General features: G+C 59.2%; 11 protein-coding genes. 4 read left to right on the top strand and 7 right to left on the bottom strand.

Annotation, left to right across the window (positions count from 1 at the left end):
• Nucleotides 1-237: 237 nt before the first annotated feature.
• Complete coding sequence (locus tag OKC31_RS01595; RefSeq protein ID WP_270656028.1) at nt 238-738, bottom strand: hypothetical protein; 501 nt, start codon at nt 736-738, stop codon at nt 238-240.
• Nucleotides 739-1,130: 392 nt separating this feature from the next.
• Here OKC31_RS01595 and OKC31_RS01590 point away from each other — a divergent pair, with 392 nt between their 5' ends.
• From OKC31_RS01590 to OKC31_RS01580, 3 genes are all read left to right on the top strand, one after another.
• Complete coding sequence (locus tag OKC31_RS01590) at nt 1,131-2,315, top strand: OmpP1/FadL family transporter (protein WP_159157229.1); 1,185 nt, start codon at nt 1,131-1,133, stop codon at nt 2,313-2,315.
• Between the two features lie 134 nt (nt 2,316-2,449).
• On the top strand, nt 2,450-2,905 hold the full coding sequence (locus OKC31_RS01585) for a hypothetical protein (RefSeq protein ID WP_159157228.1): 456 nt from the start codon (nt 2,450-2,452) through the stop codon (nt 2,903-2,905).
• Nucleotides 2,902-3,987 carry an HlyD family secretion protein gene (locus OKC31_RS01580; RefSeq protein ID WP_005361696.1) on the top strand — a complete coding sequence of 362 codons (1,086 nt, stop codon included), beginning with the start codon at nt 2,902-2,904 and terminating at the stop codon, nt 3,985-3,987. Before OKC31_RS01585 ends, OKC31_RS01580 begins: the two co-directional genes overlap by 4 nt.
• 61 nt (nt 3,988-4,048) lie before the next feature.
• Here the strand turns inward: OKC31_RS01580 and OKC31_RS01575 are convergent, their stop codons facing one another.
• From OKC31_RS01575 to OKC31_RS01550, 6 genes are all read right to left on the bottom strand, one after another.
• Entirely contained in the window at nt 4,049-7,153 is a 3,105-nt protein-coding gene (locus OKC31_RS01575) for an efflux RND transporter permease subunit (RefSeq protein WP_064341877.1), read from the bottom strand.
• A 9-nt stretch (nt 7,154-7,162) separates the two neighbouring features.
• Nucleotides 7,163-8,362, bottom strand: coding sequence for an efflux RND transporter periplasmic adaptor subunit (locus tag OKC31_RS01570; protein WP_005353223.1), 1,200 nt, complete (start codon nt 8,360-8,362; stop codon nt 7,163-7,165).
• Between the two features lie 397 nt (nt 8,363-8,759).
• Entirely contained in the window at nt 8,760-9,566 is an 807-nt protein-coding gene (gene xthA, locus OKC31_RS01565; protein WP_005337776.1) for an exodeoxyribonuclease III, read from the bottom strand.
• 115 nt (nt 9,567-9,681) lie between these two features.
• Nucleotides 9,682-10,644, bottom strand: a complete 963-nt coding sequence (locus OKC31_RS01560; protein ID WP_005353221.1) for an ion channel — start codon at nt 10,642-10,644, stop codon at nt 9,682-9,684.
• 69 nt (nt 10,645-10,713) lie between these two features.
• On the bottom strand, nt 10,714-12,360 hold the full coding sequence (locus OKC31_RS01555) for a tetratricopeptide repeat-containing response regulator (RefSeq protein ID WP_216977977.1): 1,647 nt from the start codon (nt 12,358-12,360) through the stop codon (nt 10,714-10,716).
• Between the two features lie 159 nt (nt 12,361-12,519).
• Nucleotides 12,520-13,566, bottom strand: a complete 1,047-nt coding sequence (locus OKC31_RS01550; RefSeq protein WP_270656025.1) for an FAD:protein FMN transferase — start codon at nt 13,564-13,566, stop codon at nt 12,520-12,522.
• Nucleotides 13,567-13,901: 335 nt separating this feature from the next.
• On the opposite strand from OKC31_RS01550, the gene azu reads away from it, so the two are divergent.
• Nucleotides 13,902-14,342 carry an azurin gene (gene azu / locus OKC31_RS01545; RefSeq protein ID WP_005337768.1) on the top strand — a complete coding sequence of 147 codons (441 nt, stop codon included), beginning with the start codon at nt 13,902-13,904 and terminating at the stop codon, nt 14,340-14,342.
• Nucleotides 14,343-14,397: the final 55 nt, after the last annotated feature.

The following is a 14,397-nucleotide window of genomic DNA, read 5'->3' as shown; positions in this document are numbered from 1 at the left end:
GGCAGCAACCTTGGACGGTGAAAAGTGGGCTGGTGACATAATACGTCTTCTCTTTTGCAGGCCGCCGGTCGGGTGAGGTGCAAGGCATCACCAAAGGGGCTGGCGGCAAACGGGGCGCAGCTGTATCAGTGCGCACGGCTCCCTGTGAGCGGACCGGTTTGGCCGGGGCACAGGGTCAGGCAAGGCGGCAGAGAACGGGCAAGTTGAAGCTTGCCTGTGCCGCAAGAGAAGGACTTTCTAGTGGCGTAACACCGACAGCATCAGATGTCGGCGCGGCCAGGAGGGAGGGTGAGTACCGCGCGAGCGCAGGAAGGGATCCCGCAACCAGTTATCAAGCAGTGACGCTGCGACGTTGTTGCCAAGTAGCAGGGGGAAGAGCAGCAGGGCGACCAGTACACCCAGCAGAGCCATCGCGCCGAAGGAGAGAGCATTGACGCCGGTCTGCATCTGGCACTCATCGCCCATGGTTGACCCCTCGCCTCCCTGATGGCAGGAGAGGGTCATGACATCGCCCGGGTGATCCATAGCGGGCATTGCATGAGAGATATCGCCATCCGCCATCGCCATGGATGAATCGAACATCACCATCGACTGGGCGCTGCTTGAGGTCGGCTCGGAGGAGAGGGGAGAACCATGCCAGCTGATGCAGAGGGTCAGATTGCAGACGAGCAGCAGCGCCAGCAATAGCCGGGCCAGAGCAACAGAGGGCAATCTTGCAGCAAGCTGGGTGAGTGACAATCCGGGCATCCTTAGGGAGCAGATGGCGGGACTGTAAACCTTGCCACGAGGTGAAGGTCAATGGCGCCAGTGATGTTATAGAGGTGCTGTGTTGGGGGGGATATTTAAGCAATGCTTAACCATTGCGTATGCCCAACCCTAATGAAGCATGCCCCTCATCCCGTTAGGATGCCCCCTGTCAGTTACCACGATGACGTGATGGTTCACTCTTTTGCTCCGGCATAAATGACTGCGGCAGGAGTGCTTGCCGACCTTATCCATCCCGTGACGCCATGAGCGAGCAGTATAAAGCCGCAGGTCTCCCGGATGCTGACAATCAAAGAGTCAAACCGTGTTTTTGAGCAGCACACCTTGCCGGGTGCTCACCATGTTCACTATTCAGGAGTATTGAAATGCAGCCACGACTGCTGTCGCTGATGCTTGCCGCTTTGCTGAGTCCATCAGCCATGGCTGGCGGCCTTGCCCTCTACGAGACCAGCACTGCCAACAGTGCGCTGGCCAACGCAGGGTCTGCCGCCCGTGCCCAAGGGGCAGATACTATCGCAAGCAACCCGGCCGGTATGACCAAACTGGAAGGTACTCAGTTGCAGGTCAATGGCGGTGTGGTATACGGCGACCTTGAGCTGGATCTGGGCAGCGGCGGTAACAACGGTGGAAATGCCCTGCAGACCGCGCCGCTCGGCAGCCTCTATCTGACTCATGCCATCGACGATCAATGGGTCGCAGGTATCGGCGTCTTTGGCAGTCACGGTCTGGGTATCGATTATGGCGATGGCTGGGATGGTCGTGGTTATACCCAGTCGGCCAAGCTGACCGGCATCGCCTTTGCTCCGAGTCTGGCGTACCGCATTGACTCAAATTGGTCGGTGGGAGCCAGCCTGATCGCCATGAATGGTTCGCTGGAAGCCTCTGTGGATCTGACGTCCGGGATGGGGGAAGGGCGGGAATTCTCCAACAGCGACTGGGCGTATGGTGCCTCCTTCGGGGTACTTTACGAGCTGGATCAGCACTCCCGTATCGGCTTGAGCTACTTCTCCGAACTGAAGTGGGAGCTTGAAGATCAGCTCTTCCCACGTGCTGATGTGGCAGGTCTAGGGGTCGAGATCATGATTCCGCAGACCATTACGCTAAGTGGCTATCACCAGCTCAACGACCAGTGGGCCTTGCTGGCCAGTGCCAACTGGCAGCAGTGGTCCCGTTTTGGCGATATCGGTGTGGCATCTGCCATGGGCAGCCAAACCATTGATATGAATTACAAGAATACATGGCATGCCAGCCTGGGGGCACAGGTTGATGTCACCCCAGCACTGCGTTTGAGCAGCGGAATAGGCTATGACAGTAGTGCAGTGAGTGATGAGTACCGAACTGTGATGCTTCCGGTGGGTTCTGGTTGGCGCTGGGGTCTGGGGGCCAGTTATCAGTTGAGCCCAGCCACCAAGGTGGAAGCCAGCTATACCCTGGCCTGGCTGGGTGATATGCCAGTGGATCAGGACGGGATCGGTCGCCCGCACTTGTCCGGCAACTACAACAACAGCTACCTGAACTTCTTCAACATCGGTGTGCAACACCAGTTCTGAGTTGTGAGCCTTGCAAGCCTTCACTGGTTGGGGGCTTCTCCATCCTAGCCGTCGCGCCGATCTGGCGCGTTATTAGCTGGGTGGCTCGTGAGGTCCACTTGTTTGCTCATCCGTTACTCAAGGAACAACATCAAATGTCATCACAATCAACCTCTGCGTTAGCGCGGTGGCTTTGGCGCCTGACGTTTATATTGGTCACGGTCGCTCTGGTTGTCTTCTTCTCGAAAGTTGCCCACATCTATCCAATTGAGGCGACCAAGTTCAACCATGCTTTGCCAGCCATCATGGTACTGCTTGATTCCGAGATCTTTATGGGGGTGATTACTGTGATCACTCTCTATGTGGTCCTCTATCTGGTCTATCTGCTGTGGCAACTGCATGAGATCGCTGTGCATCGTGCCAAGGTGTCTGAGTCGGTGCATATCACCCTGGTGTTTGCGCTCTCCTTGTGCGGACTGTTTATCGACAAGACCTGGTGGGTGCTTGCCGTTATCATCGCCTTTGCCCGTTGGGATGTGCTGAGCGAGCGGATGAGCCTTATTATCGGCCATGGTATTCGACGTGGTCGTCATGAGGGGGAGGCATCATGAAAGAGATCCTGCTGCCCTATATCCTGATCGTGTGGTTGCTGGTCAAGCTGAACATATTGCCTTGGAACCTAAAAACGGGTTTTTGGAGTACCGCAATTGGCGCGTTATTGGCGCTTGGTTTGTTGACTACCTCTCGCCATTTGGCTCCGGTGGATTTTACCGATTCGGCGACGGTCAAGGCACCTCATGCGGTGTTGGGACCATTACTAGGCATCAACCAGTTTCATCAGATAGATCAGATTTATGTTGCGCATAATCAGCGTGTTGCGCGTGGTCAGCCCATTTATAGTCTTGCGGACTGGGAGAGTAACGGTAAGTCTCAGGCGTTGAGCTATCAGATTGACGCCCAGCATGCCCAGGTGGCGTCAGAGGTAAGCCAGCAGCGAGCGATCCAGTCACGACTGAACCTCAATCACAAGGAATTGGCTCGGCTGACCCAGTTGGGTAACTTTGCCAGTATTCAGAGCCGTGACCAGCTGCAGACCCAAATTGATGGCGATCTGGCGCAACTGAGTGCCAGTGAAGCGAAGGTTCAGGCGATTGAAGCTCAGGTGTTGAATCTAGAGACAGAGCTGGCCTTGCAGGAGCGACGGAATGAAGAGAAGGTGATCAGGGCTCCGTTTGATGGTCAGGTCTCGATAGTCAATATTGCCAGCGGTTCCCGTACCGGCAACATGCACCTATACGACACTTCTCGCAAGTTTCTGGAGTTTCGCATTCCGGATCAGAGTTTTCGCAACATAGCACCAGGCCAGTTTGCCGAGTTTTATGTAGATGCCTATCCCGGGCGCATCTTTCGAGCACGGGTGCACTCAGTACTTACTGGTACGGGGGAGGCCCAGATGAGTGTTGCGCAGGGGGATCAGGATGTACGGCAGCATGTGGGCAACAACATGTCGAGCCATGGCCGGACAGTGGTGCTCGACATGCTGGTGCCGGACGGTGTGGACCTGCCAATTGGGGCAACCGGCTCAGCCTGGATTTCGGCACATAAACCCCATCCGCTGCTTGGCTTTATCGACATCATCGGTGCCGCCACCGTGCGTCTCAAGGCGATGAAGGCCTATCTATTTGCCATGTAACGGAGTGACATAAAAAAAGCCCCTCCGTGAGGGAGGGGCTTGGTGAGCTTTACCGGAATAGTCAGGCCCTTTTTTCCGATCCTCTCATGATGAGGCGGAAGAAGAGCGGGATAAAGAAGATGGCGATAAAGGTGGCCGCCAGCATGCCGCCGATGACCGGCCAGCCGAGGGCGTGACGGCTTGCCGCACCGGCCCCGCTGGAGGTGACCAGCGGCACACAGCCGAGGATGAAGGCGAGCGAGGTCATCACGATGGGACGGAAACGCAGGCGCGCCGCCTCCAGTGCCGACTCGATGAGGCTCATCCCCTCTTCGTGCTTCATCACCGCGAACTCCACGATCAGGATGGCGTTCTTGGCGGCAAGGCCGACCAGGGTCACCAGCCCGATCTGGAAGTAGACGTTGTTGGTCAGCCCCACCAGCCAGGTGGCGAGCAGGGCACCGAACAGGGCGAACGGTACGGCGGTGATTACCGCAAACGGCAGGCTCCAGCGTTCATACTGGGCGGCCAGAATGAGGAAGATCATCACGATACCGAAACCAAAGGCCATGCCTGCACTGCCTGCGGCCGCTTTCTCCTGATAGGCGGAGCCGGTCCACTCCAGCTTGGCGTCGTTGCCAAGAGCTTCATTAGCAACCTCTTCCAGCGCGGCGATGGCTTGACCCGAGCTGTAGCCGGGGGCGGGCTGGGCCATGATCTTGGCGGCCTGGAAGATGTTGAAGCGTTCGACCAGTTCTGGGCCGGTGGCATCACGCACCGTCACCAGACTGCTGAGCGGGATCATCTCCCCCTTGTCGGAGCGGACATAGACGTTGCGGATGTCGCTCTTCTTGGCGCGATAGTCTGCCTCGGACTGCAACTGCACCCGGTAGGTACGGCCGAACTGGTTGAAGTCGTTGACATAGACCTGGCCGAAGGTGGCCTGCATGGTGTCGAACACCGCGTTGATGGGCAGCCCCAGCGCCTTGGCTTTTTCGCGATCCAGGTCGAGATAGACCTGCGGCACGTTGGCGCGGTAGGTGCTGGTGACGCTGGCAAACTCCGGGCGCGCCTTGGCCGCTTCGAGGAAGCGCTGTACTTCGCCTGAGAAGGCCTGGGCGTTGCCGGTGCCACGGTTTTGCAGATAGGCCTCAAGGCCACCAGTGGTGGACATCCCCTGAATGGGAGGCGGGTTGAAGGAGGCGACAAAGCCATCCGCCAGCCCCATCAGGCTCAAGCCCTGGAAGGTCTTGGCCAGCGAGAAGGAGTCCTGTCCGGCCCCCTGACGCTCGCTCCAGTCCTTCAGGGTAATGAAGGTCATGCCGCTGTTGCTGATGATGGCATTGGAGAGAATGTCAAAGCCCGAGAAGGTAATCACATCCTTCACATGGGGGTTGGCCATGGCGATCTTGTCGAACTGATCTGCCACCGCCTGGGTCCGGCTCATCGCGGCGGCATCCGGCAGCATGACGGCGGAGATGAGGTAGCCCTGATCTTCGTTCGGTACCAGTTCGCCCGGCACTTTCAGGAAGAGGCCGTAGATGGAGAGGATCAGCACGGCGATGATGGCAAAGGCGACCCCCACCCGACGGTTCAGGAAGGCCACACCTCGTACATAGCCGCGGGTCAGCTGGTCAAATTTTTCGTTGAACCAGACGAAGAAGCGGGCCGGTTTGTGGTGTCCCTCTTTGAGCAACACGGCACAGAGGGCCGGAGAGAGAGTCAGTGCCACCAGACCGGAGATGGCGACCGAGACCGCGACCGTGATGGCGAACTGTTTGTACATCACCCCTGTCATGCCGCCCATAAAGGCGACCGGCAGGAACACGGCGCAGAGTACCAGCACGATGGCGACCACCGGTCCGGAGACCTCCTGCATGGCGAGGATGGCAGCCTCTTTGGCGGAGCACTTCTTCTCGCTCATGATCCGCTCGACGTTCTCCAGTACCACGATAGCGTCATCCACCACGATACCGATGGCAAGCACCATGCCGAACAGGGTCAGCAGGTTGATGGAGAAACCGAGCACCAACATGCCGGCGAAGGTCCCGATGAGCGACACCGGCACCGCGATACAGGGGATCAGGGTGGCGCGGAAGTTTTGCAGGAACAGGTAGACCACCACGAACACCAGCACGATCGCCTCGAACAGGGTGTGTACCACCTCTTCGATGGAAATCTTCACGAACTCGGTGGTGTCGTAGGGGATCTGGTACTCGATATCCTGCGGGAAGCGCTCCTTGAGTCGCTCCATGGTGGCATGTACCGCATCGGCAACCGCGACGGCGTTGGCGCCGGGTTGCAGATAGGTGGCAATACCGATGGCCGGTTTGCCGTTGGCGCGGGCGACCAGGTCATAATCCTTGCCCCCCAGCTCGACCCGGGCGACATCGCGGACCCGGATCTTGGAGCCATCGGGCATGGAGCGGACGATGATGTTCTGGAACTCCTTCACATCCTCAAGGCGCCCCTTGGTCTGCACCGTGTAGGTGAAGTCGATGGGGGCCGTGGTGGGTTGGGCACCGATCTTGCCTGCCGCGAACTGGGTGTTCTGCTCGCGAATGGCGCCGATCACGTCGCTCGGGGTGAGCTCGAGCTGGGCCAGTCGATCCGGTCGCAGCCAGATACGCATCGCGTAGTCGGTACCGCCAAACAAGGTGGTATCACCGATGCCGGGAATCCGCTTGAGCTCGTCGATGATGTTGAGCAGGGCGTAATTCGACAGATAGGTGGTATCAAACGAGCCGTTCGGTGACTGGAGGGTGACCACCTGCAGGATGGAGGTCGATTTCTTCTTGACCGTCACCCCCTGCTTTTTCACCTCTTCCGGCAGCTGGGCCATGGCGGCCGAGACCCGGTTGTTGACGTTGATGGTGGCCTGATCCGGATCGGTGCCGATCTCGAAGTAGACGTTGAGGTTCATCTGGCCGTTGGAGGCCGACCCCGATTGCATGTAGATCATCCGCTCGACGCCGTTGATCTGCTGCTCCAGCGGCGCAGCCACGGTCTGGGAGATCACCTCCGGGGTTGCGCCCGGATAAAACGCCGTGACCGAGACCACCGGCGGGGTGATCTGGGGATATTGCTCGATGGGGAGCGCCCGCATCGCCGCCAAACCGCCCAGCACGATAATGATCGAAATCACGCTGGCGAAGATGGGGCGTTCTATGAAGAACTTGGAAAACATACGGGCTCCTTACTTGGCCGCAGACTGGCTGACTACCTTGCCGGTGATCGCCTTCATCTCGTCGGCAGAGACAGGTTTTACCACGGCGCCGGGGCGAGCCTTCATCAAGCCTTCGACGATATAGCGCTCACCTGCCTGCAGGCCGCTCTCGATCAGCACGCCGGAGTCGACCGCTGCGCCCAAGGTCACCGGACGGGGCACTACCTTGTTGTCGGCATCGACCACCATCACCATGCGGTCAGCCTGGGACTGGACGATGGCGCGCGGCGGCACCACGATGGCATTTTTGCGGGTGCCCAGATCGATGGTCATGCGGACAAACTGGCCGGGCAGCAGTACGCCGTCCTTGTTGTCGAAGATGGCACGGGCACGGATGGTGCCGGTCTGGGGATCGACCCGGTTGTCGGAGAAGTTGAGCTTGCCCGCCTCCGGATAGAGGGAGCCATCGGCCAGACGAATATGGGTGCGCCAGGTGGTGGCATCCTTCGCCTCAATCACCCCTTTTTTTACCGAGTTTTCGAAGTTGAGGCGATCCTGCTCCGAGTAGGAGAAGTTGACGTAGAGCGGATCAAACTGGGTGATGGTAGTGAGCAGGCCGTTGTCGCCGCTGGTGGAGATAAGGCTTCCCTCGGACTGGGAGCTCTTGCTCGCCATGCCGTTGATGGGGGCGGTCACCTGGGTGTAGCTGAGGTTGAGCTCTGCCTCTTTCACCTTGGCCTGAGCGGCCTGATGGCTGGCGATGGCCGCTTCGTAGTTGGCGATGGTGTCGTCATAGTCCTTGCGACTGACCACCTGACGCTTGAAGAGGGGAATGATGCGATCCCGGTCGGCACGGGCCTTGTTGAGACGGGCCTGCTCCTGAGCCAAGGTCCCTTTGGCCTGCTCCAGCGCCACTTTGTAGGGCTCAGGGTCGATCAAAAACAGCTCCTGACCGGCGGTAACCGGCTGGCCTTCCACATAAGTGCGCTTGAGCAGGATGCCACTGACCCGGGAGCGCACATCAATCTCGCGAAAACCGGCGGTCTCTCCCACCATCTCGGTGGTGAGCGGCACATCGGTCAGCTTGACCTCGGCGACCACCACAGGGACGGCGGGCATGGTCTGGGCCGTTTGGGTCGTCTCGCCGCCACAGGCGCTCAGACCGCTGATCAGCGCCAGGGTCAGCAAGCTGCGTTTGTAAACCTCTCTTCCGGCATTGGGCACCTTCATCATCACACTCCTGTTGGATCGATTTCGGCTGCTGCGTTCAGCATGTTTCTCCATATACATCATTAACTTCATGATTAAAAAAACAACTTCTTTATGATTGGAATGGGAGATGATATGGCGGCAACCTTGAACACAACCTTCTCAAAGTGACAATTAGGGTTGCCGATTGACGAAAAAAGTCTGACTTTTCCGATTTGGGCGGGGGGCTTCGGGGATGTTCATCCCGGGCCCGGGCTCTTCGCAACCGTATCACGCCAGCCACTCCTTGCTGCAAAAAATAAGGTGCCATAAGGCACCTTGTCTGGATGGGTTTTTTACGCCCTTTTATCGCAGGCAACCGCGAGCCGCTTCACAGTTTACGAATTCGTCGCGGCTCATCGGTTAATCTTGCGCCGCATCAGGCGAAGCAGGCCCAGATGGGGGCGTGGTCGGAGGGTTTCTCGATGCCGCGCAGCTCGTAGTCGATACCGGTCTCGGTCACCTTGTCCTTGAGGGCGTCGGAGGCCATGATGAGGTCGATGCGCAGGCCGCGGTTCTCGTCAAAGCCCTTGGAGCGGTAGTCAAACCAGGAGAAACGCTCGCACTCGGTGGGGTTGGCGGCGCGGAAGGTGTCGGTGAGGCCAAACCCTTTCAGTCGCTCCATCCATTCGCGCTCGATGGGCAGGAAGGAGCACTTGCCATCCCGCAGCCAGCGCTTGCGGTTAGCTTCGCCGATGCCGATGTCGAGATCGGTGGGGGAGATATTCATATCCCCGATCAGCACCAGCTGGTCGTCCGGGGTGTGGTTGGTCTCGAGGTAGTGCTGCAGATCCTCGTAGAACTTCTGTTTGGCCGGGAACTTGGTCTCGTGATCCTGGCTTTCACCCTGCGGGAAGTAGCCGTTCATCACCTTGATGAGAGAGCCGTCTTCACGTTCGAAGGTGGCCATGATCATCCGGCGCTGGGCCTCTTCGTCATCGGTGGGGAAGCCTTTCTCCACCTTGACCGGCTTCTGCTTGCTCATGATGGCGACCCCGTAGTGGGCCTTCTGGCCGTGAAACTCTACGTGATAGCCCATGGCTTCCACATCGGCCAGCGGGAATGCTTCATCGTGCACCTTGATCTCTTGCAGGCCGATCACATCGGGCTGGTGCTTGTCGATGATGGCTTGCAGTTGGTGCAAACGGGCGCGCAGGCCGTTGATATTGAAAGAGATGATCTTCATGTCCGGGATGCTCATGTCATTTTTATAAGTGGCTATTGGACTAGGAATCGGCGGTGGATGCAAGTTTGGCCGCGGGCCTGCATCAGTGGCAGGCACCGCGGGGTGGGCAGAGGTGTCAGCGGGTCATCTTTTTGACGAATACCACCACAAACAGCGCCAGCGTGAAGCTGCCGGTAAAGGCTTCAAAGGCGGCGAAGATCCTGGAGAGGCCCACCGGAGTGAAGTCGCCGTACCCCAACGTGGTGAAGGTGACCACGCTGTAGTAGAGGCATTCGAGCAGGAAGATGGCATTTTGCTCGAGCGGGGCACCGGGTTGGTAGATGAGGTGCTCGCCCTGAAAATGCAGTCCGCAGAAGAAGTAAAAAATGCTGCAGATAAAGATGAGCAGCAACGAGAAGAGCACCACCCGCATCGGGGCCTCGCCATAGCCGCAGAAGAGATCGACCACCCAGGAGGTAAAACGCTGGGTCGACCAGAACGGCAGTTGCAGGCGGCGCATGGTGAGTTCCTGCTGGATATAGTTGCCGGACATGGTGAAGATCCCCTGTGCCTCGGAGGCTTTGCGCAGATCCCGGTAGGTCTCTTCCGCCTCCTTGAACCAGATGCGCGCCTGTTTGGGATCCCGTTCGCGGCGCCCCTTGCGATCCTGCATCACCCGTTTGCCGGTCTGCATGTTGTCGAGCCGGGTGTTGTGCCAGCGGATGCCGAGCAGGTTGACGTCATCGAGGGTGGCGCACTGGAGGTTGGCATCACTGAGATCGGCCTTCATCAGGCTGCCGCCTTTCATGCGCAGGCCGTAGAGGTGACCACCGCGCAGGTTGGCACGATAGAGGTTGCACTGCTCCAGCAAAAATCCCTGATCGGACTCCTTGTTGACCAGATTTAGGCCCGCCAGATTGGCCCGTGACAGCTGCAGGCCGTGGCAGAGTCCGCCAGCGCGAACGTACTGTTCAAGCGCCTCGGCGGTATGGGCTTCCTGATGGGTATGGTGGGGATCATGCCAGTGGCAGAGATCGTGCTCGCCAGCCTCTTCACTGCAGTGGCGGCCATCGGCCACCAGATAACGACACATCGCCATCTTCGTTTCCCTCGCATTGCCGAACTGGTTTCAGCATAGGCGGGGAAAAGGGGGCGTGGCGGCGTCGTCTTAGCTGAACTGGTTGAACTCCTGACGCAGCTTGCGAAAACGCTCCTGCTGGGCCGGGTTGAGGGGGATGCCGTCGAGCACGTCCAGAGTGTCTTTGCATTCGGCACCAAATTCCGGACTCTTGCGGTTTTTCTGCATCAGTTGCAGCAGCACCTGGATCTTGTTGAGAGCCGCACCGGTATTGGCGGGGGCGCGGCGCAGTGCTTCGCGGAAATGGCCGAGGGCCTGCTCCAGCTCGCCGCTCTGATAGGCCTTGATCCCCAGATCGTTGAGCTGCTGGTAGCGCTGACGCCGCTCCAGCACCGTCTTGTCATCCCGGGTTGCCTGAATGCAGGTGGTGAGCAGCCGATCTTCGTCCTCCGCCAGCAGCCCTTGCAGGCTTTCGGCATATTCGAACTCGCCGAGCTGATAGAGGGCAAGGATGGTTTCGCCAAGCAGGACGGGGGGCATGGTGGCCGGTTCATCGAGCCAGTTCTGGTTGGCGCGATAGAGCATCTTCTTGCCCTTGAGCAGCTCGCCCAGCGCAATCTGCACCCGGGCCTGACAGATCTGCTCGAACACCGGGTAGTTGAACTCCGACATCATCAGCGAATCGCGGATGCGCGACAGGGCAGAATTGACCTGCTTTTGCAGGTTGGCGATGTGGTAGCTGTCGTTGCTGTTGAGGGCGTAGAGGGTCAGGGTCTGGATATAGGCCCCCAGATAATGGGGCGTGCGGTGGATGGAGTTGCGCGACAGGTCGATCAGCGACATCAGCACATCCTTGGCCTGGGCGTAGTCGTGACGCTGCAGGCACACCTCCGCCAGCCGACGGGAGAGTTGCACAGACTGGGGGGAGATATCCACCGCCCGTCTGAGCTCCTGCTGCGCCTGCTCGTCATTGCCAAGGGCCAGCAGGGATTCCGCCAGCCAGAGGTGAGCCTCCACCATCAGCGGGGTATTTTTGAGGGTCGCCTGCAGATGGCTGACCGCCTCTTCGTGGAGCCCCAGGGTGTTGCACGCCTTGCCCAGCGTCAGGCGGGCCCAGCTGTTCTCCTGCCCGGCCAGCAGCTGGCGCATTAAAGAGCGCGCCTCCTGTGCCTGACCCAGCTTGAGGTGGGTATCGGCCTGCAGGCAGCGGCAGTAGTTGGCAAAACGGGGCACCGCATCGGCCCGCTCGGCACAGGCGGTAATGAGGGCTGCCAGATTGTCATCGGCCAGCGCGGTAAAGACGCTGGCCAGCGCATTGCGCCGGGCGAGGGCACGCTTCAAGCGAAACGAGAACTGCTCCTGAGAGAAGGGCTTCATCAGGTATTCGTCGGGCTCGGCCTCCAGCGCGCTCAGTACCATGGCGCGGGAGCTGTCGCCACTCACCATGATCACCACGCTCTGGGGCGGGATCAGATCTTTGTCGCGCAGGCTCTCGAGCAACTGGCGGCCATTCTCGCCAACCCCCAGATCGTAATCGATCAGATAGATGTCGAAACTGCCCTTCTGGCAGCGGCGCCGCGCATCCTCGGCGGTATTGGAGTAGGTGATGTTGCTGATACCCAGATTGAGCAGCATCGCCTTCATCATCACCTGAAACGAGCGCTGCTCATTGACCATCAGAATGCGTTGTGGCTTGGCTGGGCTCTTTTTTTCTGGCTCTTGTTCAGGTGTCTGCATCTGTCTGGGTCGAGGCGCTGCGGGCTGATGGGAGAAAGTGTGCCACCAAAGCGCCCGAAGAGGCAATTGGCCAAGTTGTCGATTGCGAACCATCTCCGTTTGTCCGCCTTTTGCCCGCGATGAGTGAAAGAGAAAGGCCCTGTTGCCAGGGCCTTGAACTCACCGTTTTTTCTCTGCCAGATAGGGAGCAAATTGCGGCGTGTACTCGGCCTTGAACCCCTGTTCGGTCTTGATGATGAGATAGACTGCCAGCTGGTGCTGCTTGGCAAATGTCATCCCCGCTTCAGGTCCCATCACCATCAGCGCGGTATCGAGGGCATCGGCCTCCAGCGCGGTCGGGGTGATGACGCTGGCGGAGACCAGCTTGTGGGTGACCGGCTGGCCGGTGGCGGGGTCGATGATATGGGAGTAACGCTGGCCATCCAGCTCGTAGTAGTTGCGATAGCTGCCCGCAGTGCTGAGCGCCATGCCGTTGGGGATGACGATATCGGAAAACGCTCCCGGCTGATCGGAGGGTTCGACGATGGCCACTTTCCATGGCGAGCCCTTGCTGTTGTTGCCCTTGCTGCGCACCGCACCGGCCACTTCGATCAGGTAGTTGTGTACCCCCTTGCCCTCGAGCAGGGTGGCGATTTCATCCGATGCCGCCCCTTCGCCGAGAGTGGAGAGGTCGAGATAGAGATCCGGGATCGTTTTTTCGAGCAGGAAGTGATCCCCTTGCGGGGTCAGGGTCAGCTTGTCGATGCCCACCTTGTGGCGGGCGGCGGCGATGGCCGCCTCATCGGGCCGCTTGACCGGCCGTTTGTCCGGGCCAAAGCCCCACAGATTGACCAGTGGCCCCACGGTCACATCCAGCTTGCCGTTGGTCAGCTTACCGGCATCAATCCCCTGCTGGACTATGATGGCCATGGCGGGCGGGATGGCAAACGGGATGTTGGCGGGCCCCTGATTGAAACGGGAGATGAGCGAGCCCGGATCGTAGGTGGAGATCTCCTTGTTCATCCGGGCCAGCAGGCTCTCTACGTCGCTTTTGAGGGCGGGCTCTCCACCGGGGTAGCTATCGCTCAGGGTCACCACATAGTAGGTGCCCATGGTTTTGCCCTGAATACGGGTCTGGGCAGGCGGGGTGGGCTGGCAGCCGGCCAGCGCCAGCAGCAGGGTCAGCAGCAGGCCGCGCAGGGCCGCCACGGGGGTTATCGCAATCATCCGGCGCTCTCATCTGGAGAAGGTTCATATCGGGGCGCTAGCTTAGCCAAGGGGCGCCCGCCGGGCGAGCCCTGATAGGGCCAATCGGAGGGAAAAGGGCAGAAAAAATTAAACAGTTTTGAACCTGTGACAGCCGAGCGCCGTATCGTCCATCCGTGAGGGAGATAGTGGCGAGTAGAGCACCGTCTGGTGACCTGGCCCGCAGCTTTGGCCAAAAGCCATAGCCGATTGAAGACAATTGAGTAAAATGAAGGTCGATTTAGACGGCATCTTTGCGAAGCGTTAACCGCATCCGCCAAGTCGTTGCCATCCATTGCCAATCAAAGGAGAAGATGATGAAAAAGGCGATTACCCTGCTGTTTCTGAGTACCCTGGCTGCCCCCGTGCTGGCGGATGAGTGTGCACTGGTCATTGAAGGCAATGATGCCATGCAGTACAACCTCAAAGAGATGAGCGTGCCGGCCACCTGCAAGGAGGTGACGGTCACCCTGAATCACACCGGCAAGCTGCCCGTGACCGCCATGGGCCACAACTGGGTGCTGGCCAGCACCGCCGACTATCAGACCGTGGCGACTGCCGGGATGAGCGCCGGGGCCGAGAACGGTTATCTGCCCAAGGATGATCCCCGTGTACTGGCTCACACCAAGCTGATTGGCGGCGGCGAGAGCAGCAGCGTCACCTTCAAGACCGACGGTCTGGCGGGCAAGGATCTCACCTTCTTCTGCTCCTTCCCCGGCCACTTCGCCATGATGAAGGGCTCCTTCAAGGTCAACTAAGGTGCTGACCGGCACGAGCCGGTTGCCTCAATAGCAAAAGCCGGGATTTCCCGGC

Origin of the sequence: Aeromonas sp. Y293-4 (genome assembly GCF_027705905.1) — a bacterium.
In the GTDB taxonomy this organism is placed as follows: domain Bacteria; phylum Pseudomonadota; class Gammaproteobacteria; order Enterobacterales; family Aeromonadaceae; genus Aeromonas; species Aeromonas veronii.
Note: the sequence above shows the minus strand (reverse complement) of the source record. Positions and strands in the feature narration are given on the sequence as shown.

Bases quoted from the DNA above. Each gene is read 5' to 3' on its own strand.
- OKC31_RS01590 (WP_159157229.1), top strand. From the start codon at position 1,131: ATGCAGCCACGACTGCTGTCGCTGATGCTTGCCGCTTTGCTGAGTCCA.
- OKC31_RS01585 (WP_159157228.1), top strand. From the start codon at position 2,450: ATGTCATCACAATCAACCTCTGCGTTAGCGCGGTGGCTTTGGCGCCTG.
- OKC31_RS01580 (WP_005361696.1), top strand. From the start codon at position 2,902: ATGAAAGAGATCCTGCTGCCCTATATCCTGATCGTGTGGTTGCTGGTC.
- OKC31_RS01575 (WP_064341877.1), bottom strand. From the start codon at position 7,153: ATGTTTTCCAAGTTCTTCATAGAACGCCCCATCTTCGCCAGCGTGATT.
- OKC31_RS01570 (WP_005353223.1), bottom strand. From the start codon at position 8,362: ATGAAGGTGCCCAATGCCGGAAGAGAGGTTTACAAACGCAGCTTGCTG.
- xthA (WP_005337776.1), bottom strand. From the start codon at position 9,566: ATGAAGATCATCTCTTTCAATATCAACGGCCTGCGCGCCCGTTTGCAC.
- OKC31_RS01560 (WP_005353221.1), bottom strand. From the start codon at position 10,644: ATGGCGATGTGTCGTTATCTGGTGGCCGATGGCCGCCACTGCAGTGAA.
- OKC31_RS01555 (WP_216977977.1), bottom strand. From the start codon at position 12,360: ATGCAGACACCTGAACAAGAGCCAGAAAAAAAGAGCCCAGCCAAGCCA.
- OKC31_RS01550 (WP_270656025.1), bottom strand. From the start codon at position 13,566: ATGATTGCGATAACCCCCGTGGCGGCCCTGCGCGGCCTGCTGCTGACC.
- azu (WP_005337768.1), top strand. From the start codon at position 13,902: ATGAAAAAGGCGATTACCCTGCTGTTTCTGAGTACCCTGGCTGCCCCC.